This is a genomic window from Bradyrhizobium pachyrhizi (genome assembly GCF_029714545.1).
GTDB lineage: Bacteria > Pseudomonadota > Alphaproteobacteria > Rhizobiales > Xanthobacteraceae > Bradyrhizobium > Bradyrhizobium pachyrhizi.
Map to the genome: position 1 here is coordinate 5,969,192 of NZ_CP121667.1, position 25,083 is coordinate 5,994,274.

The window sequence follows — 25,083 nt, forward strand, 5'->3', positions numbered from 1 at the left end:
CCGCCGGTTGGCGGACTTCCCGATAGCCCCCGTCAGTTCGTCTTCGGCGTGAGCATCTTGCCTTCGATCTTGGGAAGATCGTCGGTCGAGGCCGACTTGTCGCCGCCGGCGCGGCGGGCGAGTTCGACCGTGAGCCGTTCGGCGGCTTCCGGCTGCATCAGGCCGAGGATGTCGGACATCTTGCGCGGCTGGATCTGCGAGGCGATCTGGTAGAGCACGTTCATTTCCAGACGATCGAACACTTTTGCGGCGTCCTTCGGCTTCATGTTCTCGTACATGGTGACGATGCCCTTGAAGCGCGCTGCATCGGCTTCCGCCTTTGCCGCGGCATCGGCATTCGCCTTGGCGTCATTGGCCTTGGCCTCCTCGACCTTGGCCTCGATGCGCTTCTCGGCAGCCTTCAACAGGCTTTCGCGGATCTCGACCTCGCGCGCGCGCGTCTCGAGCTCCTGGCGGCGCGACTGCAACCGTTCCAGGATCGCGCGCTCCGACGCCGATACCGGCGCGGGTGCATCCAGATTGACGACAACGCCATCGGGCTTGGACGGCTCCGCGGCCGGTGCGGCCGGCTTCGGCGCCTCGTCCTTCTTCTCGTCCTTCTTGGCGTCCTTGTGCTCGACCGATCCCGTGATGTCGCCGGGATCGGCCTTGATCTTGCTGTCAACCACCGCCTTGCCGGCGCCGGGGAAGTTGAAGTTCTGCTGCGCCCAAGACGGACCGGCCGGGCCGGCCGGCGGCGTATCGTCGGCAAACACGTAACCGCCATCGAGCACGAGGCCCGCGACCTTCAGCACCATCAGGCCGAAGATCGCGACCAGCACCACGGGCATCACTCTGATGTCACGAAGCAACTTCATGCAGCGAGGCCGCCGGCCCTCCTGCGCTCGGTGAAGGCTTCAGCCGCCGCGGCGACCGCGTGCGCGGCCGAGACCCTGGGCGCCGGCGCCACTGGCGCGGCTGCTTGTGCCGGTGCCTGCACGGGCTCGGACGGCCGCGCGGCCAGCGCGATCTTGGACAGGCGGCGCACCACGTGGTCGCCTTCCGCCAGCTGGTCCTTGAGCAGCGCCGACATCTGCGTCGCCGCATCGAGCTGGTTGCCGAGATTCTCGTTGACGTCGCGCACCGCGTGCTTCAACCCGCCGATCGCCCGCTCCGCGATCTCGGTCGCGGTGATCAATTCGGCGATCGTCGCCTTCAGCGAATGCTCGTCGGCCTTCAGTCGCTGCAGGCGCTTGTTGAGCAGCCAGCAATAGCCGATCGTCAGCATCAGCAGCACGGCTACCAGACTCTCGATCGCTAATCCAAGCACATGACTCATGGTGCCTCCATCATCTTGGTCCGCTCGTCCGCCTTCTCGAACATCGCGAAGGTGGTTTGGGGTTTACGCAAATTCTTGGTGACGCGGATCGCGACACGGTCGCCGACCCGGCCCATGCGCCCTTCCGTCAGGGTGACGTTGCCGCAGCGCACCGAGACCAGCGCGTCGGAGCGGATATCCAGCGGCAGCGTGTCGCCGACCTTGAGCTTCATCAGCTCCTTCAGCGGGATATCGGCTTCATAGAGCACCGCGTCGACCGAGATCTCGGCCTGCGCCACTTCGGTGGCGAAATGGCCTTCCCAGATCGGGTCGCGGCCGAATTTCTCGCCCATGAACATCTGCAACAGCACGTTGCGGATCGGTTCGATGGTGGCGTAGGGCAGCAGCAATTCGACATTGCCGCCGCGGTCTTCCATGTCGATGCGCAGGCGCACCAGGATCGCGGCGTTGGCCGGGCGGCTGATCGCGGCAAAGCGCGGGTTGGTCTCGAGCCGGTCGATCGTGAAGGTCACCGGCGACAGCGGCCGGAACGCCTGCTCGGCATCCGACAGCACCACCTCGACCAGGCGCTTGACGAGGTTGGTCTCGATCGTGGTGTAGGGCCGGCCCTCGATGCGCAGCTGGGTCTGGCCGCGGCGGCCGCCGAGCAGCACGTCGATCATCGAATAGATCAGGCTGGAATCGACCGTGGCGAGACCGAAGTTCTCCCACTCCTCCGCCTTGAACACGGAGAGCACCGCCGGCAGCGGGATCGAGTTCATGTAGTCGCCGAAGCGCACCGAGGTGATGCGGTCGAGCGAGACCTCGACGTTGTCGGAGGTGAAATTGCGCAAGCTGGTCGTCATCAACCGCACCAGGCGGTCGAACACGATTTCGAGCATCGGCAGACGCTCGTAGGACACCATCGCGGAATCGATGATGGCGCGAATGCCGGAATGGTCGTCGAGGCTGACGTCGCCGACCGTGAAGCCGAGGAGATTGTCGATCTCCTCCTGCGACAGCACGCGCTCGCCATTGGTGTTCTTGCTACCGAAGTCGCGGCTGCCGTCCTCGACCATGGCGGCCCATTGCAGCGCCATGTTCTCGGTGAGCTCGTTCTTGGCGGCTTCCGCCGCGGCCGCCGCGGGATCCTCGGAATCGAGTGAGGCTTCCCACTGCGCCGCAATGGCGTCCTGGTCCATCTGGTCGTTGCCGGCCATGGCTTTACATCCACCCCGTCACTGGATCACGACTTCCTTGAACAGCACCGCGTTGACCTGGTTGGGTGCCAGCGCGAGGTTGACACGCTTGGTCAGCTCTTCCTTGAGGCGGAACAGGCCGGCCGAGCCGTTGAGGTCGCTGGGGCGCAGCTCGCGCATGTAGGTCTGGAACAGGTCGGTGACGCGCGGCAGCGCCGGCTTGATCGCCTCGACCTGCTTCTCTTCCTTGACCTCGAGCACGAGCTTCAGCTTGAGATATTGCACGCGCTCGCCGGGCGCGCCGACCAGATTGACCAGCATGTCCGGCACGTCGACGAAGCTCGGCGGCTTCGGCGGCGGCGCTTCGGCGTGCTGCTCCTCGCCGTGGCCGCGCATGAAGAAGAACCAGCCGCCGGCGCCCGCGCCGAGCACGACGAGGAAGCCGACGACGGCAATGATCAGCTTGAGCTTGCCCTTCTTCGGAGCGGCCGCGCCCTCGCCGGTCTCCGTCTTTTCCTCGTCCGCCATCGTCCGCTCGCTTCAACCCGAAGGATGCGAACGCGATTTGCCCCAGCTTTGGCCTGAAGACGCGATACAAATGCCGCCGGCGCACACGCGCCCCAATGCCGGCAACACTGGGGTCATAATGGTTAACGGAAGCTTAGGATTTACCTTCCACTAGGAAAAAACTGCCGGGCAAACATGGTCAACAAGACCTTTCTGCCGCCCCGGGCCGCACCCGGTAAAACAACTAAGCCATTCAAATAACACACCATTTTAAGTTGGCACGGCTTTCGCTGAGAGGACGGCGTAACCCGCGGGTTTGGGAGAACCCAATGGTTACCGACGGATCCGGCGTGAAGGTTTGGGAGAACCTGCATTCGGATCGCCTCACAGGGGAGAACCACCGATGCAGAATACGCTTCTGGTCGGCCTATCGAAGCAGATGGTGCTGGAACGGCAGATGGATGTCGTCTCCAACAACATCGCGAACATGAACACCAACGGCTACAAGGCCGACCGGTCGCTGTTCCAGGAATATCTGTCCTCGAACGCGCATGAGGACAATTTCGCGTCCTCCGACCGACGCGTCTCCTTCGTGCAGGACCGCGCGACCTTCCACGACTTCTCGCAGGGCCCGACCGAAGAGACCAAGAACCCGCTCGACGTCGCGATCGACGGCAACGCCTTCCTGGTGGTGCAGACGCCGGGCGGCGAGCGCTACACCCGCGAAGGCAGCCTGCAGATCAACAATCGCGGCCAGCTGGTCACCGCCTCCGGCTACCAGGTGCTCGGCACCGCCGGCCCGATCACCTTCCAGCAGACCGACCACGACGTCTCGATCGCCGCCGACGGCAACATCACCGTGCTCGAGGGCACCTCCCGTCTCGATTCGATCCGCGGCAAGCTGCGCCTCGTCTCGTTCGCGCAGGCCCAGCGCCTGCTGAAGGAAGGCTCCAACCTCTACGCGCCGGGCGAAGGCACGCAGGCGCTGCCGGACACCAAGGCCCAGATCCGCCAGGGCTTCATCGAGAAGTCGAACGTCAATTCCGTCGTCGAGATGAGCCGCATGATCGAGATCACGCGGACCTACACCCAAATCGCCTCGCTGCTGCAGCAGGAGAGCGACCTGCACAAATCGGCGATCGAAAAGCTCGCCGACGTGCCGAACTGATCCGGGGGATTGACCGATGCGCGCACTTTATACAGCTGCGACCGGAATGGCGGCACAGGAACTCAGCGTTCAGGTGATCTCCAACAACATCGCGAACCTGCGCACCACCGGCTACAAGAAGCAGCGCGCCGCGTTCCAGGACCTGATCTACGACCATGTGCGCCGGGTCGGCGCGCAGGCCTCCGACCAGAACACCATCATGCCGATGGGCATCGACCTCGGCGGCGGCGTCAAGACCGTCGGCACGCCGCGCATGATGACCCAGGGCACGCTGTCGCCGACCGGCAACGATCTCGACATCGCAATCCGCGGTGAAGGCTTCTTCAAGATCCTGATGCCGGACGGCACCTTCACCTACACCCGCGACGGCTCGTTCCAGATGGACAATCAGGGCCGCATCGTCAACGCGCAGGGCAATTTGCTGCAGCCGACGATCACGATCCCGCAGAACGCATCCGGCCTCACCATCAATGCGCAGGGCCAGGTCTCGGTGACGCTGCCGGGACAGACCGCATCGACCAACATCGGCCAGATCGGCCTGACCCGCTTCATCAACAAGGCCGGCCTGATGCCGATCGGCGACAACCTGTTCCAGGAAACGCCGGCCTCCGGCCAGCCGCAGGACGGCACCGCCAACACCGACGGCTATGGCGACATGCAGCAGAGCAACCTCGAACAGGCCAATGTCGAGGTGGTCTCGGAAATCTCCGACCTGATCGCCGCGCAGCGCGCCTATGAGATGAACTCGAAGGTGGTTTCCGCCGCCGACCAGATGATGCAGTCGACCTCCAACCTGTTCCGCTGAGGATGATGTCGATGATCGCCCGCCCACTCCTGATCGCAGCCGCGCTCCTCGCCGTCGCCGTGGCGCCGTCGGCCGCGCAAAGCCGCCGCGAGACCATCGCGGTGCCGACGCTGCGCGCCAGCATCACGGTCGCCGACGACATCGTGCGGGTCGGCGACCTCATCGACAATGCCGGCAGCGCCGGCAGCGTCGCGGTCTACCGCGCGCCGGACCTCGGCACGACAGGCACGCTGCCGGTCGCGCAGGTGCTGAACGTGTTGCGCTCGCACCAGGTGATCGGCGTCGATACCCGCGAGCTGAAGGAGATCACCGTCACCCGGCTGGCGCGCACCATCGACAGCAAGGAGATCGAGCAGCAGGTGTCGCGCGCGCTGGAGGGTCGCCACGGGCTCGGCAGGGCCGGCAACATCGCGCTGACCTTCGACCGCGATCCCGGCGACATCCGCCTCGAGGCGACCAATACCGGCGTGATGCAGCCGATCGCCGTGCGCTACGACCCGCGCTCGACGCGTTTCGACCTGACCTTCGAGATCGGCAACGATGCCGGCGCCGCGCCATCGAAGCTGCGCTTCACCGGAACCGCGATCGAAACCATCGAGGCCGCCGTGCTGACGCGCAATGTCGAGCGCGGCGACGTGCTGAAGGCTTCCGACGTGATCGTCGAACGCCGTCCGAAAGCCGAAATCGGCAACGACGCGGCGGTGCGCGACAGCGCCGTCGGCATGCAGGTCCGCCGCCAGCTCCGCCCCGGCCAGGCGCTGCGCGTCGCCGACCTCGCGAAGCCCGATCTCGTCACCCGCGACCAGAACGTCACGCTGATCTATCGCACCGCCGGCCTCTACCTGACGATCCGCGGCAAGGCGATGGATGGCGGTGCCGAGGGCGACACCGTCAGCGTGATGAATCTGCAGTCGAAGCGCGCCGTTTCCGGCGTCGTCACCGGCCGCGGCGAGGTCTCGATCTCAGTCGCGACCCCGCGCCCGGCGCCGACCGCCGACGCCACCGAATCCAATTCCGCTTCCGTCAAGCTGAGTTCAGTCGCACCAAACGCCGAGTAAAGTTCATGTCCCAGTACCGCATCAACCGCCTCGTCCTGACCGGTGCGCTGCTCGCGCTCGGAACGATCGCCAGCGGTTGCTCGTCGATCGACCGTCTCTCCCAGATCGGCGAGCAACCGAAGCTGTCGTCGATCGACAATCCGACCACCCAGCCCGGCTACAAGCCGGTGCAGATGCCGATGCCGAAGCCCGAGGTCGCCTCCTACAGCCCGAACTCGCTGTGGCGCAGCGGCTCCCGCGCCTTCTTCAAGGACCAGCGCGCCGCGCGCGTCGGCGACATCCTGACCATCACGGTGAACTTCACCGACAAGGCCGCGATCGCCAACGAGACCCAGCGCAGCCGCACCAATTCGGAAGACTCGGGCGTCACCAACTTCCTCGGCTCGCAGACCATCACGCAGCCGAACAAGATCCTGCCCGGCCGCATCCTGACCGCCGACTCCACGGCGTCGAGCGACGGCAAGGGCTCGGTGAACCGCCAGGAAGCGTTGCAGACCAACGTCGCCGCAGTCGTCACCCAGGTGCTGCCGAACGGCAATCTCGTGGTCGAAGGCAAGCAGGAGATCCGCGTCAACTTCGAAATCCGCGAGCTGATCGTGGCCGGCATCGTGCGCCCGGAGGACATCCAGAGCGACAACACCATCGATTCCTCGAAGATCGCCCAGGCCCGCATCGCCTATGGCGGCCGCGGCCAGATCACCGACGTGCAACAGCCGCGCTACGGCCAGCAGGTTCTCGACGTGCTGCTGCCCTTCTAACGGCATGATCCCGCAAAGCGGAAACCGGTTTACGGAAACGGATCATGCCCGAGTAGGACTTTTACGAGCTCCCACATCTCGTCGCGAACCTAGGCGCGGCGCGGTGTACCAACACGGCCCTCGCTAGCTCCCCTGGCGAGGGTCGTGGCTTTTTGTGACCGGTGGCGTGCGCCGGCGCGATCGCCGCGCATCAGTCCGATACCGCTTCACGAAAGTCGCGCCATCGCCTTGTCGGTTCGTTAACCCTCGCAGCAGCGCACAGTAGAAGTCCCGGCGCTTGCAACGTAGGGAGACGACAACGCAGGGTTTTCTGTTTGTATGACGGTCATGCAAAGAGACGGACGATATGCGGCGTGGTTCCGGACGCCGCGGGGCGAAGGCACCGGAATAGTCCAGCTCGCAAATGGCAGGATCTCGGGCGGCGACGCCATGTTCATTTATGGCGGCACCTATCAGCTCGATGAGGACCGCTTCACGGCGACGCTGACGACGCACCGCTATGCCGACGGTCCGTTCACCACCGTGTTCGGATGCGACGAGGTCGAGGCGCAGCTGACGGGCTCGTTCAACGGCAACCGGGCGGTGTGCTCGGGCACGGCCAAGCAGGCCCCCGGCGTGCTGTTCGAAGCCACGCTGTTTCTGCAGCAGCAGGAGCCGGAGCCCGCCCCCGGCCCAAGGACCACGACAACGCGCGCGGGTGTGGCGAGGCTGCCGAAGCTCCCCGGCCGGCGCACGACGGTCGTGAGCAGGCGTTTCAGCTAAACCGTCCGCAATCCCGATGGCGTCGCCACCCGGTCCGGCGTACGATCGCGCATGCGCGAAGCGCAGCCCGATCGATGCAGCCGGAAGGAGGAACGAATGTATGCCGCCATCCGTCACGCCAAGGCGAAGACTGGTAGCGCCGAGGAACTCGCGCGCCGGATCAAGGAAGGCGCGATCCCGATCATCAGCGACGTCGAAGGCTTCATGGCCTATTACGTGGTCTATGCCGGCGACGATACGGTCACCGCGATCAGCGTCTTCAACAACCATGCCGGCGCCGAAGAGGCCAATCGCCGCGCGCTGGCCTGGATCGACGACAATCTCGGCCCATTGCTGGTCGGCCAGGCCACCGCAGTCGCAGGTCCCGTGATCGTCCATACGAAGGCCTGACGGCCGCGCCCGGCAAACTTCGCCCGGCAGAAGCTGCCCGCTGTCGTGCGCGCGTGGCGGCGTCGCGATCCCCTTGAAATCACAACTGCAACGGATGGCACGCCATTTGCTCCACGATTGCAGCATTGCAATGGGGACTGCGCGCGCAGATGACGTCGATCTCGGCCCTTGGATCGGTCACCGCCAGCATGACGACTGGCACATTGAAGAAACCGCTGACCGCCGACGCCACCGGCGGCAGCTCGCTCGGCGATACCGTCGAGCAGAAGTTTCTCAAATACGCGCAGATGAGCCCGATGGACCGGATGCGCGCGAACATCCTCAAAAGCATGGGCATGTCGGAAGAAGACCTCAAGAACATGACGCCGGATCAGCGCGCCGCGGTCGAGCAGAAGATCAAGGAGTTGATCGAGCAGGCGTTCCAGAAGAACGCCGGCAAGGCCGGCCAGGCGGTCGACATCTCGGCCTAAAGCATGATCCGGAAAAGTGCGAAGCGGTTTTCCGAAAAGATCATACTCAAACAGGGAGCTAAAGCGCGATGGCGATTCAACCTAATCTCATCGCGCTTTAGCGTGGTTGCACGCCGACCATCGACAATGGCATCGCCGAGCTGATCGCCAGATCGGACACCGCGAGCGCGAGCCTCTAGTGTCCCGAATCCGAAGTTCGCATCATTTGCCGCACCTTCGAGAGCAAACTTCGGATTCGATAAGGACACTAGCAAACTTATGATTCTAGTGTGCTTTATGAATGCGAAGTTCGTGAAAGTGGCTGCCGCGAAATCGCACGAACTTCGCATTCAGCACACTAGGCGGACGCTGCCTCCGGCACCGGCATTCCGCGCATGGTGGCGTACGATCTGCCGAGGATCGCCTCGATCGCCATCGCAGCCAGCCATAGCAGTCCACCGCAGGACAGATCGATGACGTAATGCCCGCCGATCGGAACGGTCGCGATCAGCACAAGCGCATTCCAGATCAACGTAACGGCGAGCAGCCATCTCGTCCCTGTCGTCGCACAAATCGTCATCAGGACGAGGCAGGTGTGAAACGACGGGAATGTCACCACGCCTTGCAGATTTTCGAATGACACGTTCGGAGACAGAGCATTGCGAAAATACTCGAACTTGGCGAGATGATAGATTCCTGCGCCGTCGGGAAGCTGCTCAAGCACCTCTATCGGATGGTGGAAATAGGCAAAAGCTCCCCTGGCGGGCCAGAACACTGAAAACGTTGCAGCGACAACCACGGTCAGGCTGAACACGAATACCAGCTGCCAGAGCTTGTCGAAGCGTCCCATCATGGCCAGGAACGGCAGCAGTGCGGCAAGCTGGAGCAACCAGCTGTCGTAAGCCACGGATAGCAGATGGGACAGCAAGGGATGATCCGCAAACCACCGGATCATGGACGGCAAATCGACCCCGACCGCACGATCGGCGTTGCCGAGAACGTCATCGATCAAGGGGAACTTGTACCGCAAACCGACCAGGCTGATGACCGCGGCCGCCACGATCGACCAGCAAGTCGCAGCGACGGCGCCACCCAAATGAGAGAGTGTCGGCGCGGTGCGCCATCTGCCGTAGACGACATGGACGATGATGAGGAACGCCATCATGCCGGAAAACAGCGCCAGATCCCTGGCGTCGATCGCGATCCGAAATCTCCAAAGCAGGAAGCCGGTGAAACCGCTCGCCGCGAGGGCAACAAGCCATGAGCCGAGCATGCTCCATTTGTAGGGGTGGGTTCCCTGAAGTGTCTCTGCCGCAGCTTTCGCCTCTGGAGAGACCCTTCGCGGGGCAGGGAGATCCGCCGACGACGCGATCCGTGACGGACCAAGCAACTGACTGAGCATTCCGACTGCCATTCCAGCGGGCGGCTCGACACGAGACCCGCTCATTCCACAGCCACAGGTTTAGCAGTCACTCGTTAAGTTGCGTCGGTACACAGCTACAACCGGACAACCTTCATGTCCAATGGTGAACGATTTATTTCGCTATATCTCTGAAAGGGGGAGTTGGGTTCCCAAATGCCCGAAGAGCCGGCTACTGACGGAGATCCGGCCTGTCGCTCAGGACAATGAAGACCTTGCCGCCGAAGTCGTATCGCGCGACCTCGCGCATGCCGAGCCGCAGATGCGCCTTCAGCGAGCGCGGATTGTCTTCCCTGATGAACAGGATTGCCTCGCGGCCGCGGAACGTCGCTTGAAGCTTCGCGTACAACGCCTCCAGCACGCCAAGGCCGCGCGCGTTTCGGGAGACGCACACCGGGCCGTAGACATATGCATCGGGACTGCCTGGCCAGGCCGTCAGCATGGCCTGCACCGGCGGCGCCTCGCCATATCCCTTCTCCGACGTCAGGAGCGCGCCGAGCAGCCTGCCCTCATCATCGGTCGCGATAACGATCGGCTGCCCGTTTGCAATGCGCGTCTCGATCACCTCGCGCGGCCATCGCCCGAGCAACATGCCGCCGTGCTCCCCGCTCTCGGCCGTCAACAGCGCGGAGATGGCGTCCGCATCGGACCATGTGGCGAGCCTGGTCTTGATCATCGCGGATGGATCGCGAGCACCATGCCGGCGCAGCTCACGCCCTCTTCTTTGCGGTCGCGCGGGTACCCGCGGCCTTCGTCACTGGCTTGTTCGCCGGCTTCCTTGACGGCTTCTTTGACTTGGCCTGGTTGAGTTCGATCGCGGCACGAATAAGCGCTTTGAGGGCGCGATCGTTGATCTTGTCGCCCTCGAACAGATCGATCGCACGCCGCACATTGCCCTCGAAGCCGGTGTTGAACAGTCTGTCGGGGTCCGGCAGCTGCGCGCCATACATGAAGGTCAGCTTGACCTTGCCCTTGTGGGCATTGCCGACCGCAATGATGCCGTCGCGCGACCACACCGGGCTGCCCATCCACTTCCACTCCTCGATGATCTCAGGATCGGCGGCGAGGATGCTCTTGCGCAGATCGGCGAGCGTCTTGCCGCGCCAGTCGGTGAGGTCCTCGATCATCCGGTCGATACGTTCCGATGCCGTCATTGCTGTCTCTCGCGCCTCATCCGCCCCAAGCCGTCACGTCATGCAATCACACTTGGGACGCGGACGTCGATCCCCCATGCTGACGCCGCGGCGACAGATAAGGCAACGCGAACAGATAGAGGCCGCTGAGCAGCATGAAGATCAGCGGGAACAGCGCCAGCAGGCCGATCCAGACCGCCTGTTGCTGCAGGATCATGGCGACGATGTTGATGATGACGGCAACCGTGAAGGCGATCGAGAGCCAGCGGTGCGATTGCCGGATCCAGTTGTTCCAGTTCAATGTGACCTCCTGTTGGATGAATGTTGCGGGTTCGCGAACGCGCCTCACCCCGGCCGCGCCATCAGCTGATCGAGATTCTCGAGGAACTGCTTCCATCCGGCATGGGCGCCGCCATAGGCCTGCTTCTGATGCGGCTGGAAGCCGGACTGCTCGACGCGCAGATGGGTGCCGGTCGCCGTCGGCGTCAGCGTGAAGACCACGACGCTCTCGAGATTGTAGGCGGCATCCGCATGCGCAAAATTCCAGGTGTAGGACAGCGTCCTGTGCGGCTCCACAGTGAGCACCTTGCAGTCCAGCACGCCGCCCCACTCGCCGCGCAGGTTGAAGCTGTGCCCGACCTCGGGCTTGAAGTCGTTCTTCATCAGCCACTCCTCCATCAGATGCGGCTGGGTCAGCGCGCGCCAGAGCTTTTCCGGCGGATGCGGAAATTCACGCTCGACGATCGCGGAGCGCGTTTCAGCGGTGGTCTTGTTCATTGGTCCATCCTTTTGAGGAGATCTTCGAGGTGGTCGAACCGGTTCTGCCAGAAGCCCGCCATCTGGCTGGTCCAATCGATCAGTGGCGCCAGCGCGCCGAGTTGCGCGCTGTAATGGGTCTGCCTGCCTTCATGGCGATCGCGCACAAGCCCGGCCTGCTTCAGCACGCCGAGATGCTTCGACACCGCCGGCTGCGAGATCCTGGCACGGGCCGTCAGCGCGCCGACGGTCTGCTCGCCCTCGCGGCACAGGCGCTCGAAGATGGCCCGGCGGGTCGGGTCTGCGAGGGTTCGAAACAGGATGTCGTGAGCGTCAGGCATTTGCGATAAATAACCCATTGGTTATGGATTAACGTATAACCAGCCAGCTATGGATAAGTCAACCGCAAACTTCGGCGGCTCGACAGCGGCCGCGCCACCTGAGGTTTCCGGCGCGATGGCGCAACAAGACCGCCCGCGCCTTTCATAACCCACAGGTTATCCGGTGGCGCCGATCGGCCCGTCGGGCAAATCAGCAAAAACTGTCAATCCCTGGCGCGTGACGACATTTCGCTTTATCAGAATCTGACAGCACAAACACTCAGTGTCGTCCCGGCGCAGGCCGGGACCCATAACCACCGAAGCAAGTTGTTAAGCGCTATTGCAAGGACGAGTCCCGCCTACGATATCCGCCGCGGCGTATGGGTCCCGGCTTTCGCCGGGACGACGCACGCAGAGAGCCGCAACGCGCAACTCGAATACCGTCATGCCGGCGCAAAGGCTTCGCCTTTGCCGCTGGAGATGCGAGCGCAGCGAGCCTCGAAGGATGCACGGCCCGCTAGTGGCCGTCGATCCCTCGAGACGCGCGGAGCCTGTCATCGGGCCGCGCTTCGCGCGGACCCGTTGACGCGCCTCAAGATGACGGTTCTGCTGGTTTCGCAAAGACGACAGCGAACGCGGCGGCTCCGAGCGCGAAACCGCGTCGTTGCGGTGGCACTGCGCATGATCTACAACCTTTGCACGGACGCGATTGCTATTCTCGGATAATTTTACGGAGATTTTTGATGTGCCAGCTTTGCGAAATCACAGCTCCGACCCAGACCTCCCGGCGCCGCTTCCTCGCTGCCGCGGCTTGCACCGCAGCCAGCCTCGCCCTTACACCGCCGGTTTCCGCCAAGGAGACCAAATCGCCACCGAAGCCGCAGAATGTGCTGGCGCCGGACGCGGCGCTGGAGCGGCTGGTGAAGGGCAATCTCCGCTATGTCGAAGGCGTCTCGCGGCGGCATGATTTCAAGCACGAGCGCGAGGCGCTGGCCGGCGGACAGAATCCTTTCGCCGGCATCCTGAGTTGCGCGGACTCCCGGATCGCACCGGAATACGCCTTCGACACCGGCCGCGGCGATCTGTTCGTCTGCCGCGTCGCCGGCAATTTCGCCAGCGACGAGACCATTGCGAGCCTGGAATACGCATCGGCCGTGCTGAACGTGCCGCTGTTCATGGTGCTCGGCCACGACAGCTGCGGAGCGGTCGACGCCGCCATCAAGTCGCTGAAGGACAACACCACCCTGCCCGGCCATCTGCCCTCGCTGGTCAATGCGATCGCACCGGCGGTGAAGGCGACCGAGGGCAAGGGAGGCGACCGCCTCGCCAACGCCATCAGGCAGAATGTCATCGACAACGTCGCGAAGCTGAAATCGGCGACGCCGATCCTCAGCGCCGCGGTCGATCAGGGCAAGCTCAGGGTGGTCGGCGCGGTCTACCGGCTGACCGATGGCAAGGTCGAACTGGTCACCGACGCCAAGACGGCCGGCGACTTGAAAGTCAGGTGAACGTCGCAACTCGGTGTCGTCCCTGCGAAAGCAGGGACCACGAATGCTAATTGTTGCACGGCGCCGGAACGACGAGCACGGTTCACGACGGCCGCCGCGGGGTATGGGTCCCTGCTTTCGCAGGGACGACATCTTTATGTGGAGGCAGGCTCGCACAACGTCACCTCACGTAAAGGTCGCTTCCACCTTGCCGAGGCCGTCGAACTCCATCACGACCACGTCGCCCGCCTTGAGCCACACCGTCTTGACCAGGCTCCCGGTCAGCACGATCTGGCCGGCATGCAGGCCACGGCCCTCAGTGGCGAGATGATTGGCGAGCCAGGCGAGCGCGTTGTGGGGATGCCCGAGCACGTCGGCGCCGGTGCCGCGGCCCTCTTCCTTGCCGTTGACGATCGCGCGTCCCGCGACCGCGCGCAGATCGGGCACGGTGATGCGCGGCACCGCCTCCCCGAGCACGCAGCCGGCGGCGAAGAAGTCGTCGGCAATCAGCGTCGGCGCGCCCAGCGTCTCCCATTTGACATAGCGGTCGTCGACGATCTCGATCGCGGGGAAGTAATCATCGATCGCTTCCGCGACCCATTCGGCGGTGAACGGCGCCTCGCTGGGAGCGAGATTGCGGGCGAGCCGCACCGCGATCTCGCACTCGACGCCGACATGGACGAACTCGGCCGCCGGCAGCCGCACGCCGCTGTCATGCACGACCTTCTCGAATACGCCACCGCCGCAGGGGTGCGGGATGTTGATATACTCCTGCATCACCGCGCTGGTGCAGCCGATCTTGTAGCCGACGAGGCTGCCCACGTGTGGCTGCATCAGATCGTGCAGCGCGTACTGCACCTGATAGCCTTCGGCCTCGTCGCGCGGCGCGACGTCCTTCGGAAGCGCCTTGAGCGGCGCGCGGCTGCGACGCGCGCTGGCGATCGCCTTTGCGGCCGCGAGGACCCGATCCATCTGCGCAGCCTCCCTGGTGTTCTCGGCGGCGCGATGGCGCCTCCGTCTGCTCGCTGCAATTCAGCACTCGCCGACGCGTCTGGCAAGCACGCTGCACGGGAGCTGCCGTCAGCCCTTGACGAGGCCGAGCCGGATCAGGCTCTCCGCGGTCGCGACGATCATCTCCTCATTGCCGCGCGGGCGCCAGCCGAGCAGGTGCTGCGCCTTGGCACTGGTCGAGCGGCGCACCTTGCCGAGCAGCGGCAGCGCGGCACGGGCCATCGGGTTGCGCCGTGCGGCGAGCCGCATCATCCAGTCCGGCGCCTGGAACCGCGGCACGCGCCGCGCCTTGCTGCCGAGTTTTGCGCGCAGCACCCGGGCGACCGCGAGGATCGACATGGTCTCGCCGGCGACCGCCAGGAAGCGCTCACCGCTCGCCTCGGGCGACGTCATGGCGCGCAGATGCAGGTCGGCGACATCGCGGACGTCGACGAGGCCGAAATGGATCCGCGGCACCGCCGGCATCGCGCCGTCGAGCAGCGCCTTGATGATGCCGATCGACTCGGAGAAATCGGCACCGAGCGCCGGGCCGAACACCGCGGTGGGATTGACCACGGCAAGCTCGAGGCCATTGCCTTCGCGCGCGACGAAATCCCAGGCGGCGCGCTCGGCCAGCGTCTTGGATTTCGTATAGGCCTGCACGCCCTCGCCATCGAGATTGGACCACACCGTCTCGTTGAACGGCGCCGCCTGCGGCGGATGGCCGTAACCGATTGCCGCGAACGACGACGTCACGACCACGCGCCTGACGCCGGCGTCACGCGCCGCGCGCAACACCCGCAGCGTGCCTTCCCTCGCCGGGACGATCAGCTCGTTCTCGTCCTCGGGCACATAGGCGCCGAGCGGCGATGCGACATGCAGCACGTAGTCGCACCCGGCGGCCGCCTCGCGCCAACCGTCGTCGCGCAGCAGGTCGGCGATGACGAAGCCGACCTGGTCGGGCGCCGACGCACCGCCCTCGCGCAACATCGCGATCACGTCGTTGCTGCGACCCGGATTGCGCACCGTCGTTCGCACCGCATGCCCGTCGGCGAGCAGCTGCAGGATGGTATGCACGCCGATGAATCCCGATCCGCCCGTGACCAAAACCTTGCTCATGCGCTGCCCTCTTCATGGTTCGGCGGATGGGCCCAACATTGCACTGCCCGCCATGCACAGGCCGCATCTGGTCACTATCTGACCTTGGACAAGTAGGATGAAATTCGAGACCGGTATGGAAAACAATACCAGCGATATGTGTGACGGCGGTGAATGCGAGAGCTGCCCCACCGACCCCAATGTGCTGATCGAATTCAAGCACGCGATCCACGCGCTTGGGGGAAAATGGAAGCTCGAGATCCTGTTCACGCTGATGAATGGCGGCGTGCGGTTCGGCGCGCTGCGCCGCGCGCTCGCGCCGATCACCCAGCACATGCTGACCGCGCAGCTGCGCGAGCTCGAGCGCGACGGCCTGGTGGCGCGCAAGGTGCTCGCCGAGAAGCCGCTGCAGGTCGAATACGAGCTGACGGATTCAGCCTGGAGCCTGACGCCGGCTTTCCGCGAATTGCTGGCATGGTCGAAGACATTCGGCCCGCGCCGTCACGCGGCAGCAAGCGAGATGCCAATCGGAGCCGGACTCGCCTGAATGACGTCCCGCCATAAACCGTTTCGGCATAGGAATTACATTCCCTCTCCCGCAAGCGGGAGAGGTGCAACGAATGCGTGGCAAGGCCTGAGCACGCATCATCGACTTCACTCCATGCCAAGTGCGCGCCGGATCGCGATCTCGACCGACGAATACGCACCGTCCGCGCGTTCCAGCCGGTACGGTTCGCCGGCAGCGAGCGACGGCTGGGCCATGAAGCGCGGCGTCGTGCCCCGATGCTTCTGCGCGGCATGCACTAGCAACGGATGGCACAGATAGACCGTGCCGGCCCCGCCCGTCGCGAGCGCGACCTCGCAGTCGGCGCCGACATCGTCGAGCACCATCCGTGCGCGCCCGGCCTCGCCCGCCGGCGCGAGGTAGCGGGCCATCGGCGAATGCGAGCCGACCCTGATCCGGGTCGGCGCGTCGTCCTCGCCGACGTCGGAGAACAGGAACAGCAGCAACAGCGCCCGGCCACGCGAGACGACATTGGCCCGCCAGGCGGAGAAGTCGCTGCGCTCGTTCGGGTCGCAATCCTCGCCGGGGAAGCTGACGTCGATATGCCAGCCGGCATCGCCGGGATCGTCCGGATGCGGGAAGCGCACCGGAAAGGTTCCGATATCGTCGCGCGGGCGCCAGCGGCCGGGACCGGCGATCTGGTCGAACGCCCGGTGCAGCAGCGGCGTGTTGATCGCCTGCCGGAACGGCGCACCGCCATAGCCGGGCAGCCGGATCACCGGGCGCGTCCAGGTCGCAGGATCGTGCTCGCTGCATGGCAGGTCGCGCCACATGATGGCGCGTCCCTGGTCGGCGAGTTCCCGGGGAAAGGCCCTGTCGATCCGGACAAAGCCCTGTTGGATGAATTGCTCGATCTGCGCGCCGTCAAGCGCAGGCGCGTCGTTTCGATGGGTCATGATTGCTCTCAAACTGTCGCCAGCCATCGATGCTCCGCGATGCGCGGAACCTGACCGGCTCATTCGGTTTCACTGGAATCCCAGGAGCGAAAGCTCGTGGGGGCCGCTCAGCGCTTCCAGGAGGAAGCGGGATCAGCCCAGGAAAAACACCGAAGCGATGTGGAGAGTGCGTGTCATCATGGCGGCGCGAACGTACAACCGGTACGCTATGCCGACAGATTAAAAACGGGGCGATTAAGTGATTGATATTGCTCCCAAGTGTTCCCGAAGAATGGGACGATTTGGACAAGAAGAACGGATCGAGCAGGCTACTTTCACTTTAGAAGCAGATCGACTTCCATAAGCCGTTGAAATCGCTTGCATCGATCGAGCGCTTGAGCTTGCCCTCCGGCAAGGACGGGGGCTCATCGTCGGCTGCCGAGGAATGTCGAAACCCGTTGCATCTGAACACTAGGGGCCCTGGCTAGAAGTCCGCGGATTTGTCCCGCTTAATGGCCAGGGGCAGTGATCCGATTCACCTGATCCCCATGTGAGACTTGAGCGTATCGATCCGATCTCGGCACGGCGCAAGCGGGAGAAGAACGACTCGCGCCGTACGTATCCCACGTCCGATAAGCAATGACACGCACCCCACTAGTCCAGGGAGGGGGGCGAGCTCCAACCATGTGGCAGCATGAGCGGATAGCGTGTCCGATTCTCCGCCAGCGGTCCCGAGCTTCGGCTCACAAAATAGGAGTGGCTCATGACTCGCCGGATTACATGCATTGTGAAGCTGCCCACGCATCAAGACCGCCATCGGCGCATTCAAGCCGTCGGCGGCTCAGGGTGGCAACACCCGGAAGAGACAGCCATCGCAAATGTCAAACGCGATCCGAAAGCTTATGATGTCATCGAGCAAGGCAAGACGGCCTGGGTGATCGTCAGAAAACACGACGGTCGCGAGTACCTGAAGACCGAGAATGATCGTTTTCTTCCCGACAACCTTCTGAGCCTCGATGACTGCCTGCGACTAGAACGTTAAGGCGATTCAATCCGCGAGCTGTCCTATTCTTGCGGGGTCAGCGGCGCCCGGCTAACTGGCAATTCGACGCCATCGGTACTAGCCCCCGCTGAGGCCCAGAACAAGTACCGGCCGATTACTCGATCGGAACTGTTTTGGCGCGGGACAATTAGGCGATGGTGGATGCGTTTCCCAGCCCCCAAGTTGGCGCATTCACTTTCGGTCCCAGCGCTCCTTCTGAGGAGCGCTGGGACTCAATTTTCCAACCGCTGTTTGGCCCGATCGCAGGACGAGAATTGGCGCCCCATCGCCTATTGGCCGGCTTCCGCGGGGCGGGCTGGCTATCCACGCCGGAGACTGATGATCATTTTCGCGGCGAAGTTGGTCACCGGACTGCCGCTCCAAGAACATAGCGCTCCGAACCCGGTTCACCTGCCTCTTTTGCGCCCGGCTGAGTCGACGCAATCTCGATCTCGCCCTGAAGCCCCGCCCCGTTCGTCGCATGCCATGCTTCAAAGCATAGACACGTTCGCGCGCGGCGGGGCTATTTCATTTCGACGGAATCGGGATTTTCGGCCTGTAGGCTCAACGCTGTGATCGGCGTGCGTAGCTCGTGGGCGACATCGGCGATAAAGCGCCGCTATTGATCTACCATCGCGTAGACTCTGGCGAGCAGTCCGTTGATTGAAGCGAGAAACGGCTGCAACTCTCTCGGCGCTCCCCGAATAGTTAGCGGCCTCATATCGTCAGCTTGTAGGGTATCGAGCTCATCAGCCAGGCGCACCATTGGTTCCAGCGAACGTGCAATCACAACTGCAATTACCAGCATCAGGCATGGCACGAGGGCTGCAATCGGCAACAAGGTGCAATGGCTGTTATCCGGCTTGCAGTATAAATTTGGACGCCAGTTGACACGTAGCACAGCCTTTCCGCGCAGGAGCCGCTCGAGCTGGTCATTATGCAGGATACAGTGATCGATATTACTAATGGTCGTCTACAGTGTGACGGCTCAGCTTCCCGCTGTAACAAGTCATGCTTTGCCGCTTCGGCCACATCAGGTGGCGTTAGTTCGGTTCTTATGCAGTCAGCAATCGTTCGACGCTCAATGGGGTGCGATGCGCCCACCGTTCGCGATCAGCACCCGCTCGTCCACGAGTTTGAAGTTTTCAGTCGCGATCGCGGACCCGGCCGGCAAACGCCACCTGTGAAGCGGTGAGCCAGACCTCCAACTATATTGCTCTCTGTCCGCGATCGCCCCGAACATATAATCATTCATTATGACCGCGCCTCCAGGATCTTGTAGTTGACCGGTATAGCATTCTCTGGGGCGAATCGCGGTCAAACCCATCTCTTGCCAGTCGCGAGCACTCAAAGCGCGACTGCAAGGAATCAGAGCCAAAGCCATGTCTCCTCTTGAAGCAATTAGCCGCTGGCTGGAATCACAAGACTTAGACACCCAGCTCGATTTCGCAGCATACGCCGCACCTTCGATTTTTGAGGGCAGTGACGTTCTCACGCTTGGCGGGCCGGAGCACCTCGACGCGCTTCTGCGCTGGTTGACCGAACCAGAGCTGGATCCAAGGGCCGCCGCAGGTCGTGCGCTGACCTTCCGAATCGTCTTCGAGTACTTCGCCCAGAGCAGAATCAGAGGGGATGGATGGAAACGAACCGAGGAACTAGAGCGCAAGACTCTGGAACAAGCTAAGTGCGACGGAAAGCTTGCGGCTGCGCGCAAGGCGCAAAGGAAGCTTCAACTGTTACCGGCCCGAAAAGAGAACTGGTATCGTGTTGTGAAATCCTGGAACGGACTGGCGGCGACTTATCTGACACGCGAGGCTCTCGCCAATAATACCTCGCCCCGAAGGAGCCTAAGGGGCATTTCAAGTAGCGACTGTCCTCCGACGGTGCCTGCGGTCGCAGACTCTCAAGCGACCTAAGTTCTGATAGCGAATGGGCAGCGTCGAGCGTCATCTTCAACGGCTGAATACTGCGACGTCCTGTGGACCATCGCGTCATTTCGACGCGCTGCGGTATTTAATAGGTATCGCGGCATAGCCGACATCGAGTAAGCTTCATCAATCAAACTCGATGTATGAGAGGCGCCCCAGATAAGATAGATATTCGGGGCGATCGCGGCGAGCGCATTGCTTCCGGCGATCGATTGGGATTGTTCGGGTCGCGCGGCTTAGCCGCCCTGGCGATGTCGCGCTCCACGATGTCGCACTGCTCGCCATAGAGAATGAATGTCTTGTCTCGAAAAAGCGAGCGATCGCCATCTAGCAATTCCAGCATTTGCTCCACGCTGTTGTTGCCGTTACCCCCGTCCATCAGCACGACACCACGCGGAAGGCCGGTCGCACAGGCCCACCGCAACTGCTCCAGCGCGATCTCCGGCTTGGTCCGGAAGCCGACTTCGGCAGGAATGGAAGATCAAACATGCGAAAAGCCGAGGCTGTCCCCAACGCGCCCGCGCTGCCAGTGAAGTTAGCAGCGATAGCTCGGCGCTCGCGTTGGACCATAAAAGCGCTGTCCCTACCACACGCTGCAAACTGCAAACTTCGGCGGTGAGCCTTCGCCCTTGGATTAGCGAGGACTGACCACCTTGCCCCCGAGAGGCTCATTTGAAGGGTGCGAGCAAGGAGTATCGCGGAGAAGGACTGCACCGCACCTACCTGGATTGGTGGCAGCCGAATCCAACCATTGGTCTACGCTGATCCTTCAGGATTTGCAGATTTAGGAGAGACGAGAATGGCTAAACGCGCACGCATTCGCTACGTCAGCAAGACGGACAGACCGAACCCTCACGAAAGAATCACACATGTTGGGGGACCTAACCCCGACGGGACGCCGTGGAAGCGATCCATCCGTCAGGTTATCAAAGATATCGAGAGCGACGAATGGGAGTTCTATGTCGAAGAAAACGGCCGCAGGGTTGATGTGGTGTGGGCTACGCACGATGGGCACAAGTACATCAAGACGACGGCGGACGACATTCAACCCAACAATCTTCTTCTGCTCGCTAACTGTCCGTGATCTTCAGTCAGGGTCGGTGACGTCGTCGTTCCCGTAGACAAAATTCAGCATACTTTGATCGGCGGAATACCGACAGCGGCAAGACGGTCCTGCCTCATTCCCTGATCGTCCAGTTCCTCCGCTCGTCCCAAGTCGAACAGGTGATCCTGATCGATCTCAAGGGCACGGAGTTCGTGCTGTACGAGGACCAGCCAAAGGCGCGAGTCTACACCGACATTGACACGGTCGCGGCTGCGGGCAGCGGTGCTTGGTCGGATGAGAAGGTGCTGGGCAAGGTACGCGACATGGCCCTGCTGGCGATTGAACGCCAGGGTCCAATCGAAGCCTGGATCATCGATGACACCGGAATTCCCAAGCATGGGCGACATTCGGTTGGAGTTGCACGGCAATATTGCGGGCAGCTCGGCAAGGAGTTGTCAGATGGGGGTATCACTGTCGTGCCAACCTCGGCGCGCCCGGCCAATGCCGCTCGCTCGCGTCTCCGCAGATTACAAACCCGCAGTTCTGCCGCTACGGACCCAACGTCACATTCCAGATTCGATCACGACGATGCGACAGCGACTCAAACAAGAGCTCGTCCGAACGCTGTCGAGATGTCCTTGTTGTGCGTTCGCGCATTCCACAGACCACCGTTTATGACGCAGTAAGACTAGATGCCGTAATGGGCCGGCCTTCGCGAGCCTAGCCAAGTTAAGTGGCTGTCCCTCAGAATGATGATGTTGAAACGGAGTGCGCCGGCGAGACACCGCTGGTTCTGTCGAAAGTCTCCGGGTTCCATGCTCCGCTCTGAGCTACATTCTGCGCCCACACTCCGCTCTGCAGTCTGCCACTCGCGGCTCCAAAGTTGCAGGACTGCCGGCGACTGGAGCTCAGCAAGATGGATGGTTGGAAAGGTATCCCTCCGTTAAGGGCCGCCTTGTTTGACGGAGGCGAGCGCTGCAGGTCCTAGGGGTAATCCTAGGAGAAGCGCTATGACGATTTCGCGAGCAGAAGTGATCACATCGGTCGAGCGGCGGCGGCGGTGGTCGCAGGAAGAGAAGGAGCGGCTGGTTGCCGCAACGCTCGAGCCCGGAGCCACTGTTTCCGAGGTGGCTCGGATGGCCGGCCTTCATGTGAGCCAGCTGTTCAGGTGGCGCAAAGAGCTTTGCGAGCACGGTGAAACGAGTATAGCGCCGTTAGTGCCGGTCGAGATTGGGCCGTCTGTGCCGCCGCGGGATGTGGCCGAAGCGCCATTGCCGACGGCGCCGGCGCGTCGACGGAGGAGCCAGGGCATCATCGAGATCGATCTTGGTAGCGGACACCGCATCCGGGTCGATGGCGACGTTGATGGAGACGCGCTGCGTCGAGTTCTCGATGCCCTGGTGCGCCGATGATCCCGGTTCCGACCGGCGTGCGGGTGTGGCTCGCGACAGGCTACACGGATATGCGCAGAGGCTTTCCGTCGTTGGCACTTCAAGTGCAGGAGGTGCTGCGCAAAGACCCGCTCGGCGGTCATCTGTTCGTCTTCCGCGGTCGCCGCAGCCAACACGCGACATTCTGCATACAGTCTTCGAAGCGCGACAATTGCATCCGTGGCATCCCCTTTTTGGACGAACGCTTCAAGTCGCACCGTTCCGACGCGGCAAGGATTTGAAATGCATCTACACAGAGGAGCGGCGTGGGTTTAGCCGCGAGGTTCCCAATTGGATGCTCGACGAAAGCTACTGTGCCGGCATGGCGCTTGGACCGCCGCAGGTCAGTATTGAGGGGCTCAACGAATTTGCTTCTGTTCTGAAGCTTCTCGGCGCGACTCAGGCGTCGGGCGCACGATCCCGTCCTTCAATGAAGAGGGAGAAGGGACGTGCGGAGAAAAAGCCAATATCGCGAACCGATGCAACTGGGTCTGGATCTGGGGCGTCGGATTCCCCAGAACCCGCTGGACAGCAATCCAAAAGGGCTGATCCAGGCACTCGCCGATCTCCTGCTGGAGGCGGCAGGCGTCGAGACCATTCAGATGCCGGGAGGTGATCATGAGCATCAAGATCACGCCTGATCACCTGAGCCGCGCCGCTGTCGTCTATGTTCGCCAGTCGACAATGTCGCAAGTCATGGGGACTCTCGAAAGCCAGCGGCGGCAATATGACCTGGCACAGGCTGCGGAAGCCGCGGGGTTTAGGTCGGTGACGGTAATTGACGACGATTTAGGTCGCTCCGGTTCCGGCAGCACGCAGCGGCCTGGATTTGAACGGCTTGTGGCGATGGTATGTTCGGGCGATGTCGGTGCTGTCTATTGCATCGAGGCGTCGCGGCTGGCGCGCAATGGACGCGACTGGCATCACCTGATCGACCTCTGCGCGCTCGCTGGCGCGTTGGTCATCGATCCCGACGGCGCCTATGATCCGCGGCTTGTCAACGACCGCCTGCTTCTCGGACTGAAGGGGACGATGTCAGAGTATGAGCTGAGTCTGCTTCGCCAACGGGGAATCGCCGCTCGAGACTCCAAGGCCCAGCGCGGCGAGTACCGCTTCATGCTTCCACCCGGATTTTGTTGGAATGAACTTGGCAAGATCGAAATCGATCCCGACGAACATGTGGCGGGAGTAGTCCGTCTCGTCTTCACGAAGTTCCGCGAGCTCGGCAGCGCCCGGCAGGTCTTTCTTTGGCTGCGCGCGGCCGACATCAAAATGCCTGTGGTCCTGAGAAATGTTCAAATCTACAAGCTCAGCTGGAAGGCGCCGGCCTATCACACGGTGATGCAGATCCTGCACAATCCGCTCTATGCTGGCGCCTATGCGTTTGGCCGAATCGCCCAGAAGACACGGATCGTGGACGGTCGCGCCCGCAAGGTCAGCGGGTTCAAAAAGCCGCGGGAGGAATGGAATGTGCTCCTGCGCGACAATCATCCCGGCTATATTGGTTGGCAGGAGTATGAAGACAATCAGAAGCTGCTGCTGGAAAACGCGCACATGAAGAAGAATTGCTCGCGTAAATCGGCGCGAGGGGGACGCGCACTCCTGACCGGCTTGATGCGGTGCGGACGTTGCGGGCGAATGATGCGTGTGTTCTATGGCCAGGCCAAGGGGAATGCCCATCGTTATCAATGCCGCGGCGATGACGCTTGCGTATTTCGCAAAAACCGGACAGTTGTTTCGCTAACTAAGGGACAGCAGTTTCGCTAAATCGCGGACAGTACTGCTGCGGCGGGGCTTTTCGGTTGCCTGATTGAAGTTACTTAAGATTGGTTTCGCTGTTTTCGGCGCTGGTCAAGGGGGGCGCGGCTTTTTTCCTCCGCATGCTGTCGCCTTCGAGGGCGATGCGGTGCGCATTGTGGATGATCCGGTCGAGGATGGCGTCGGCGATGGTAAGTTCTCCGATCATGTCATGCCATTGCGCAACGGGCAGCTGGGCCGTGATCAGGGTGGATTTGCGCCTGTAGCGCTCTTCGAAGATTTCCAGGAGATCGAGGCGCTGCTGGTTATTGAGGGTGTGGGTGCCCCAATCGTCCACGATGAGCAACTGGACGCGCGCGAGCTTGTCGATCAGACGTGGGAAGCGACCGTCGAGGCGGGCCATGGCGAGGTCTTCGAACAGGCGTGGCATCCGCAAGTAGAGGACGGAATGATCGAGCCTGGCGGCCTGACGTCCGAAGGCACAGGCCAGCCAGGTTTTGCCGGTACCGGTCTGGCCGGTGACGATGAGGTTCTCATGGGCTTTGAGCCAAGCGCCTTGCGCCAGCTGCAGGGTGTTACGCCGATCAAGCCCGCGGCGGGACGCGAAGTCGATATCTTCGATACAGGCGTCGACGAAGCGCAGCTTTGCTGCGGCCAGGCGATTGGTCAGGCGTTTGTCAGCACGCATGGCGGCTTCGCGATCGAGCATCAGGCCAAGCCACTCCTCCCGGCTGAGATCTGCGGCATTGTCCTGTTCGGCCAATTGCCGGTAGGCGGCCGCCATTCCGGCCAGGCCGAGTGCCTGCATCTGGTCGAGGGTCGGGTGGGTCAGCATCACGATGG

Annotated in this window: 32 protein-coding genes and 2 pseudogenes; 18 read left to right on the top strand and 16 right to left on the bottom strand. The window is 62.7% G+C overall.

All coding sequences use genetic code 11. The features are described 5' to 3' along the window. Positions 1-32: 32 nt before the first annotated feature. From QA639_RS28410 to fliL, 4 genes are read right to left on the bottom strand one after another with little or no spacing between them, the layout of a single operon-like run. Positions 33-857 (bottom strand): MotE family protein, encoded by an 825-nt coding sequence (locus QA639_RS28410; protein WP_028337168.1) that lies wholly within the window; start codon positions 855-857, stop codon positions 33-35. Next, a complete protein-coding gene (locus QA639_RS28415) occupies positions 854-1,318 on the bottom strand; it encodes a DUF6468 domain-containing protein (protein WP_028337169.1) in 465 nt (154 codons plus the stop codon). The genes QA639_RS28410 and QA639_RS28415 overlap by 4 nt, the downstream gene beginning before the upstream one ends. Continuing rightward, positions 1,315-2,517: a flagellar motor switch protein FliM gene (gene fliM / locus QA639_RS28420; RefSeq protein ID WP_028337170.1), complete on the bottom strand. Its 1,203-nt coding sequence runs from the start codon at positions 2,515-2,517 to the stop codon at positions 1,315-1,317. The genes QA639_RS28415 and fliM overlap by 4 nt, the downstream gene beginning before the upstream one ends. A gap of 18 nt (positions 2,518-2,535) precedes the next feature. Further along, a complete protein-coding gene (fliL, locus tag QA639_RS28425; protein ID WP_050387613.1) occupies positions 2,536-3,024 on the bottom strand; it encodes a flagellar basal body-associated protein FliL in 489 nt (162 codons plus the stop codon). 382 nt (positions 3,025-3,406) lie between these two features. Between fliL and flgF the strand changes: the two genes are divergently transcribed. From flgF to QA639_RS28460, 7 genes are all read left to right on the top strand, one after another. Continuing rightward, on the top strand, positions 3,407-4,171 hold the full coding sequence (gene flgF, locus QA639_RS28430) for a flagellar basal-body rod protein FlgF (protein WP_028337172.1): 765 nt from the start codon (positions 3,407-3,409) through the stop codon (positions 4,169-4,171). Positions 4,172-4,187: 16 nt separating this feature from the next. Further along, positions 4,188-4,976, top strand: a complete 789-nt coding sequence (gene flgG, locus QA639_RS28435; RefSeq protein ID WP_028337173.1) for a flagellar basal-body rod protein FlgG — start codon at positions 4,188-4,190, stop codon at positions 4,974-4,976. Between the two features lie 2 nt (positions 4,977-4,978). Continuing rightward, complete coding sequence (gene flgA / locus QA639_RS28440; protein WP_050387612.1) at positions 4,979-6,034, top strand: flagellar basal body P-ring formation chaperone FlgA; 1,056 nt, start codon at positions 4,979-4,981, stop codon at positions 6,032-6,034. A 5-nt stretch (positions 6,035-6,039) separates the two neighbouring features. Continuing rightward, positions 6,040-6,792 (top strand): flagellar basal body L-ring protein FlgH, encoded by a 753-nt coding sequence (flgH, locus tag QA639_RS28445; RefSeq protein WP_028337175.1) that lies wholly within the window; start codon positions 6,040-6,042, stop codon positions 6,790-6,792. A gap of 429 nt (positions 6,793-7,221) precedes the next feature. Beyond that, entirely contained in the window at positions 7,222-7,554 is a 333-nt protein-coding gene (locus QA639_RS28450) for a hypothetical protein (RefSeq protein WP_410712080.1), read from the top strand. 96 nt (positions 7,555-7,650) lie between these two features. After that, entirely contained in the window at positions 7,651-7,944 is a 294-nt protein-coding gene (locus QA639_RS28455) for a hypothetical protein (protein ID WP_028337177.1), read from the top strand. 149 nt (positions 7,945-8,093) lie between these two features. Further along, positions 8,094-8,414 carry a hypothetical protein gene (locus tag QA639_RS28460; protein WP_050387610.1) on the top strand — a complete coding sequence of 107 codons (321 nt, stop codon included), beginning with the start codon at positions 8,094-8,096 and terminating at the stop codon, positions 8,412-8,414. 337 nt (positions 8,415-8,751) lie between these two features. On the opposite strand, the gene QA639_RS28465 is transcribed toward QA639_RS28460, so the two are convergent. Then, positions 8,752-9,348, bottom strand: coding sequence for a phosphatase PAP2 family protein (locus QA639_RS28465; RefSeq protein ID WP_283090637.1), 597 nt, complete (start codon positions 9,346-9,348; stop codon positions 8,752-8,754). Here QA639_RS28465 and QA639_RS28470 point away from each other — a divergent pair. Further along, positions 9,325-9,657, top strand: coding sequence for a hypothetical protein (locus tag QA639_RS28470; protein WP_283090719.1), 333 nt, complete (start codon positions 9,325-9,327; stop codon positions 9,655-9,657). The two genes, QA639_RS28465 and QA639_RS28470, sit on opposite strands and share 24 nt — an antisense overlap. A gap of 328 nt (positions 9,658-9,985) precedes the next feature. Here QA639_RS28470 and QA639_RS28475 read toward each other — a convergent pair whose 3' ends face one another. From QA639_RS28475 to QA639_RS28495, 5 genes are read right to left on the bottom strand one after another with little or no spacing between them, the layout of a single operon-like run. Beyond that, positions 9,986-10,489, bottom strand: a complete 504-nt coding sequence (locus QA639_RS28475; RefSeq protein WP_028337179.1) for a GNAT family N-acetyltransferase — start codon at positions 10,487-10,489, stop codon at positions 9,986-9,988. Positions 10,490-10,523: 34 nt separating this feature from the next. Then, positions 10,524-10,967, bottom strand: a complete 444-nt coding sequence (locus QA639_RS28480) for a DUF1801 domain-containing protein (protein WP_157343148.1) — start codon at positions 10,965-10,967, stop codon at positions 10,524-10,526. Between the two features lie 46 nt (positions 10,968-11,013). Beyond that, a complete protein-coding gene (locus QA639_RS28485) occupies positions 11,014-11,247 on the bottom strand; it encodes a hypothetical protein (RefSeq protein ID WP_028337181.1) in 234 nt (77 codons plus the stop codon). 44 nt (positions 11,248-11,291) lie between these two features. Next, on the bottom strand, positions 11,292-11,723 hold the full coding sequence (locus tag QA639_RS28490; protein ID WP_028337182.1) for an SRPBCC family protein: 432 nt from the start codon (positions 11,721-11,723) through the stop codon (positions 11,292-11,294). Next, positions 11,720-12,043, bottom strand: coding sequence for an ArsR/SmtB family transcription factor (locus QA639_RS28495; protein ID WP_016846748.1), 324 nt, complete (start codon positions 12,041-12,043; stop codon positions 11,720-11,722). The genes QA639_RS28490 and QA639_RS28495 overlap by 4 nt, the downstream gene beginning before the upstream one ends. A 722-nt stretch (positions 12,044-12,765) precedes the next feature. Between QA639_RS28495 and QA639_RS28500 the strand changes: the two genes are divergently transcribed. After that, entirely contained in the window at positions 12,766-13,530 is a 765-nt protein-coding gene (locus QA639_RS28500; protein ID WP_157343146.1) for a carbonic anhydrase, read from the top strand. A gap of 165 nt (positions 13,531-13,695) precedes the next feature. Here QA639_RS28500 and QA639_RS28505 read toward each other — a convergent pair whose 3' ends face one another. Together QA639_RS28505 and QA639_RS28510 are read right to left on the bottom strand one after the other, a co-directional pair. Next, positions 13,696-14,481, bottom strand: a complete 786-nt coding sequence (locus QA639_RS28505) for a 2-keto-4-pentenoate hydratase (RefSeq protein WP_157343144.1) — start codon at positions 14,479-14,481, stop codon at positions 13,696-13,698. 108 nt (positions 14,482-14,589) lie between these two features. Further along, positions 14,590-15,618 carry an SDR family oxidoreductase gene (locus QA639_RS28510; protein WP_157343142.1) on the bottom strand — a complete coding sequence of 343 codons (1,029 nt, stop codon included), beginning with the start codon at positions 15,616-15,618 and terminating at the stop codon, positions 14,590-14,592. Between the two features lie 97 nt (positions 15,619-15,715). Between QA639_RS28510 and QA639_RS28515 the strand changes: the two genes are divergently transcribed. Further along, positions 15,716-16,144 carry a winged helix-turn-helix transcriptional regulator gene (locus QA639_RS28515; RefSeq protein ID WP_028337690.1) on the top strand — a complete coding sequence of 143 codons (429 nt, stop codon included), beginning with the start codon at positions 15,716-15,718 and terminating at the stop codon, positions 16,142-16,144. Between the two features lie 107 nt (positions 16,145-16,251). On the opposite strand, the gene QA639_RS28520 is transcribed toward QA639_RS28515, so the two are convergent. Beyond that, on the bottom strand, positions 16,252-17,058 hold the full coding sequence (locus QA639_RS28520) for a phytanoyl-CoA dioxygenase family protein (RefSeq protein WP_157343141.1): 807 nt from the start codon (positions 17,056-17,058) through the stop codon (positions 16,252-16,254). 742 nt (positions 17,059-17,800) lie between these two features. Here QA639_RS28520 and QA639_RS28525 point away from each other — a divergent pair. Then, positions 17,801-18,079: a DUF3892 domain-containing protein gene (locus tag QA639_RS28525; protein WP_283087766.1), complete on the top strand. Its 279-nt coding sequence runs from the start codon at positions 17,801-17,803 to the stop codon at positions 18,077-18,079. A 523-nt stretch (positions 18,080-18,602) separates the two neighbouring features. Here QA639_RS28525 and QA639_RS41960 read toward each other — a convergent pair. Continuing rightward, a complete protein-coding gene (locus QA639_RS41960; protein WP_428841190.1) occupies positions 18,603-18,689 on the bottom strand; it encodes a histidine kinase dimerization/phospho-acceptor domain-containing protein in 87 nt (28 codons plus the stop codon). A 772-nt stretch (positions 18,690-19,461) separates the two neighbouring features. Between QA639_RS41960 and QA639_RS28530 the strand changes: the two genes are divergently transcribed. Beyond that, positions 19,462-19,995, top strand: a complete 534-nt coding sequence (locus QA639_RS28530; protein ID WP_283087767.1) for a hypothetical protein — start codon at positions 19,462-19,464, stop codon at positions 19,993-19,995. A gap of 142 nt (positions 19,996-20,137) precedes the next feature. Here QA639_RS28530 and QA639_RS28535 read toward each other — a convergent pair. Beyond that, positions 20,138-20,482, bottom strand: a pseudogene (locus QA639_RS28535) (transposase); the annotation flags it as partial. A gap of 324 nt (positions 20,483-20,806) precedes the next feature. Between QA639_RS28535 and QA639_RS28540 the strand changes: the two are divergent. The 6 genes and pseudogenes from QA639_RS28540 (at position 20,807) to QA639_RS28565 (ending at position 24,249) form a co-directional block, all read left to right on the top strand. Continuing rightward, on the top strand, positions 20,807-21,091 hold the full coding sequence (locus QA639_RS28540) for a DUF3892 domain-containing protein (RefSeq protein WP_283087769.1): 285 nt from the start codon (positions 20,807-20,809) through the stop codon (positions 21,089-21,091). Between the two features lie 248 nt (positions 21,092-21,339). Then, positions 21,340-21,738: pseudogene (locus QA639_RS28545) on the top strand (transposase); the annotation flags it as partial. 324 nt (positions 21,739-22,062) lie between these two features. Next, on the top strand, positions 22,063-22,464 hold the full coding sequence (gene tnpA / locus QA639_RS28550) for an IS66-like element accessory protein TnpA (RefSeq protein ID WP_283087770.1): 402 nt from the start codon (positions 22,063-22,065) through the stop codon (positions 22,462-22,464). Beyond that, positions 22,461-22,724, top strand: a complete 264-nt coding sequence (gene tnpB, locus QA639_RS41800) for an IS66 family insertion sequence element accessory protein TnpB (RefSeq protein ID WP_346283704.1) — start codon at positions 22,461-22,463, stop codon at positions 22,722-22,724. The genes tnpA and tnpB overlap by 4 nt, the downstream gene beginning before the upstream one ends. Before the next feature lie 207 nt (positions 22,725-22,931). Further along, a complete protein-coding gene (locus tag QA639_RS28560) occupies positions 22,932-23,123 on the top strand; it encodes a hypothetical protein (protein ID WP_283087771.1) in 192 nt (63 codons plus the stop codon). Then, the gene (locus tag QA639_RS28565; RefSeq protein WP_283087772.1) at positions 23,101-24,249 is read left to right on the top strand and encodes a recombinase family protein; all 1,149 of its coding nucleotides are present in this window, start codon (positions 23,101-23,103) and stop codon (positions 24,247-24,249) included. Before QA639_RS28560 ends, QA639_RS28565 begins: the two co-directional genes overlap by 23 nt. A gap of 49 nt (positions 24,250-24,298) precedes the next feature. Here QA639_RS28565 and istB read toward each other — a convergent pair whose 3' ends face one another. Beyond that, a complete protein-coding gene (istB, locus tag QA639_RS28570) occupies positions 24,299-25,075 on the bottom strand; it encodes an IS21-like element helper ATPase IstB (RefSeq protein WP_283090638.1) in 777 nt (258 codons plus the stop codon). Between the last annotated feature and the right edge of the window lie 8 nt (positions 25,076-25,083).

Bases quoted from the DNA above. Each gene is read 5' to 3' on its own strand.
- flgH (WP_028337175.1), top strand. From the start codon at position 6,040: ATGTCCCAGTACCGCATCAACCGCCTCGTCCTGACCGGTGCGCTGCTC.
- QA639_RS28540 (WP_283087769.1), top strand. From the start codon at position 20,807: ATGGCTAAACGCGCACGCATTCGCTACGTCAGCAAGACGGACAGACCG.
- QA639_RS28410 (WP_028337168.1), bottom strand. From the start codon at position 857: ATGAAGTTGCTTCGTGACATCAGAGTGATGCCCGTGGTGCTGGTCGCG.
- fliM (WP_028337170.1), bottom strand. From the start codon at position 2,517: ATGGCCGGCAACGACCAGATGGACCAGGACGCCATTGCGGCGCAGTGG.
- istB (WP_283090638.1), bottom strand. From the start codon at position 25,075: ATGCTGACCCACCCGACCCTCGACCAGATGCAGGCACTCGGCCTGGCC.
- flgG (WP_028337173.1), top strand. From the start codon at position 4,188: ATGCGCGCACTTTATACAGCTGCGACCGGAATGGCGGCACAGGAACTC.
- QA639_RS28455 (WP_028337177.1), top strand. From the start codon at position 7,651: ATGTATGCCGCCATCCGTCACGCCAAGGCGAAGACTGGTAGCGCCGAG.
- flgA (WP_050387612.1), top strand. From the start codon at position 4,979: ATGATGTCGATGATCGCCCGCCCACTCCTGATCGCAGCCGCGCTCCTC.
- QA639_RS28415 (WP_028337169.1), bottom strand. From the start codon at position 1,318: ATGAGTCATGTGCTTGGATTAGCGATCGAGAGTCTGGTAGCCGTGCTG.
- QA639_RS28480 (WP_157343148.1), bottom strand. From the start codon at position 10,967: ATGACGGCATCGGAACGTATCGACCGGATGATCGAGGACCTCACCGAC.
- QA639_RS28490 (WP_028337182.1), bottom strand. From the start codon at position 11,723: ATGAACAAGACCACCGCTGAAACGCGCTCCGCGATCGTCGAGCGTGAA.
- QA639_RS28470 (WP_283090719.1), top strand. From the start codon at position 9,325: ATGATCCGCAAACCACCGGATCATGGACGGCAAATCGACCCCGACCGC.
- QA639_RS28465 (WP_283090637.1), bottom strand. From the start codon at position 9,348: ATGATCCGGTGGTTTGCGGATCATCCCTTGCTGTCCCATCTGCTATCC.
- QA639_RS28530 (WP_283087767.1), top strand. From the start codon at position 19,462: ATGTCTCCTCTTGAAGCAATTAGCCGCTGGCTGGAATCACAAGACTTA.
- QA639_RS28515 (WP_028337690.1), top strand. From the start codon at position 15,716: ATGAAATTCGAGACCGGTATGGAAAACAATACCAGCGATATGTGTGAC.
- QA639_RS28450 (WP_410712080.1), top strand. From the start codon at position 7,222: ATGTTCATTTATGGCGGCACCTATCAGCTCGATGAGGACCGCTTCACG.
- fliL (WP_050387613.1), bottom strand. From the start codon at position 3,024: ATGGCGGACGAGGAAAAGACGGAGACCGGCGAGGGCGCGGCCGCTCCG.
- QA639_RS28565 (WP_283087772.1), top strand. From the start codon at position 23,101: ATGAGCATCAAGATCACGCCTGATCACCTGAGCCGCGCCGCTGTCGTC.
- QA639_RS28460 (WP_050387610.1), top strand. From the start codon at position 8,094: ATGACGTCGATCTCGGCCCTTGGATCGGTCACCGCCAGCATGACGACT.
- QA639_RS28495 (WP_016846748.1), bottom strand. From the start codon at position 12,043: ATGCCTGACGCTCACGACATCCTGTTTCGAACCCTCGCAGACCCGACC.
- QA639_RS28500 (WP_157343146.1), top strand. From the start codon at position 12,766: ATGTGCCAGCTTTGCGAAATCACAGCTCCGACCCAGACCTCCCGGCGC.
- tnpA (WP_283087770.1), top strand. From the start codon at position 22,063: ATGACGATTTCGCGAGCAGAAGTGATCACATCGGTCGAGCGGCGGCGG.
- tnpB (WP_346283704.1), top strand. From the start codon at position 22,461: ATGATCCCGGTTCCGACCGGCGTGCGGGTGTGGCTCGCGACAGGCTAC.
- flgF (WP_028337172.1), top strand. From the start codon at position 3,407: ATGCAGAATACGCTTCTGGTCGGCCTATCGAAGCAGATGGTGCTGGAA.
- QA639_RS28525 (WP_283087766.1), top strand. From the start codon at position 17,801: ATGACTCGCCGGATTACATGCATTGTGAAGCTGCCCACGCATCAAGAC.
- QA639_RS28510 (WP_157343142.1), bottom strand. From the start codon at position 15,618: ATGAGCAAGGTTTTGGTCACGGGCGGATCGGGATTCATCGGCGTGCAT.
- QA639_RS28475 (WP_028337179.1), bottom strand. From the start codon at position 10,489: ATGATCAAGACCAGGCTCGCCACATGGTCCGATGCGGACGCCATCTCC.
- QA639_RS28505 (WP_157343144.1), bottom strand. From the start codon at position 14,481: ATGGATCGGGTCCTCGCGGCCGCAAAGGCGATCGCCAGCGCGCGTCGC.
- QA639_RS28520 (WP_157343141.1), bottom strand. From the start codon at position 17,058: ATGACCCATCGAAACGACGCGCCTGCGCTTGACGGCGCGCAGATCGAG.